1 protein-coding gene and 2 pseudogenes are annotated in these 1,153 nt (G+C 37.3%); 2 read left to right on the top strand and 1 reads right to left on the bottom strand.

Annotated features, from left to right (window positions below):
* Positions 1–127: pseudogene (locus BTR25_RS27380) on the bottom strand (BCCT family transporter); the annotation flags it as partial.
* 281 nt (positions 128–408) lie between these two features.
* Here BTR25_RS27380 and BTR25_RS28735 point away from each other — a divergent pair.
* A pseudogene (locus BTR25_RS28735) lies at positions 409–547 on the top strand (transposase); the annotation flags it as partial.
* Between the two features lie 421 nt (positions 548–968).
* Positions 969–1,153, top strand: a 185-nt coding sequence (locus BTR25_RS26660) for a transposase (protein WP_483295293.1), incomplete at its 3' end; no start/stop codon positions are given.

Here is a 1,153-nt window from a genome sequence, read left to right as displayed (position 1 = left end):
GCCGAAAACTCATAACGGTTAAATTTTGCAGATAACTACCAATTGTAGTAGTGAACAAGTCCATTATAAAATTAGTCGGTCCGGCAAATAACAAAAAGAGCATAAGCGCAAGAGCTAGAAAAATATTCGGGATAATAAAACTTCTTAATGAAAAAGAATAGGAAATAGGCAGAGGTATAAGCAACTTCCCTTCGAATTTCGGTAGGAAGTTGCTTTTTTTTGTCTTTTTTCATCCATAATGCCTTTTCCTTATTTATAAAATATAAAAAACGGAAGTTCTTCAGTGCCCTCGCTAAAGCGCCTGCGGGGTCTCCCTCTGCCCCGTACTCCCGCAGGAGTCTACGTGCCTTTCGCGCAAATCAACAGAGCTGTAAATCATTATGCACAACTCTTAATACAATCCAAAAATACAAGGTGATTCTGAGTTTACCTGGTACCATACAGCCGTACATGTAATGGCAGAATTCGGAGACATCCATCGTTTTTTGAAAATAACAAACAGTTAAATGCTTATGCAGGGATTGATATACGATTCCAATCGGAAAAACCTAAACTTTTCTGCATTTTTATAACCTAATTTATTTTTAGGTGCTGTTAAGGCTGAATGTTGATTTCACTATGTTTGAAAAATAACGGTACAATTTCCGACTAAATTGGAAATACCTAGATTTCCTTAAAATGATAGTTAGTCGGAATATCTCCACCCTGCCAATATATGAAAAAGATTGCAGAACAATTAGCAATGCTAGAAAAGTTGCAAACTTTTGTGTTGGGATACTCCCTGTTGATTGGAGCGCAGGGCACTCGACTCCTGCGGGATATAGAGGTTACTGGAGACCCCGCAGGCGCGATAGCGAGGGCACTGAAAAAGTCCTTTGTTTTGAGGCAGTTGAAGGTTGATTTTATCAACCCTTCAACTGCTTTTTATTTTATAATTAAGGTAACAAGACTTTAAAGGTGGTACCGAAATGATTTCCTTTCAAGATTCATTCAATCTTAGCCCATATATAGGAATTTATGATCTCATTGTTCCAAAAGATAATATGCTTCGCCAAATTAAAGAACTAGTCGACTTTTCATTCATAATTGAAGAATTAAAAGATAAATATTGTCTGGATAACGGTCGCAATGCCGTGCCACCAATTCGAATGTT

It is taken from the genome of Bacillus sp. MRMR6, assembly GCF_001940785.1.
Lineage (GTDB): Bacteria > Bacillota > Bacilli > Bacillales > Cytobacillaceae > Neobacillus.
Note: the sequence above shows the minus strand (reverse complement) of the source record. Positions and strands in the feature narration are given on the sequence as shown.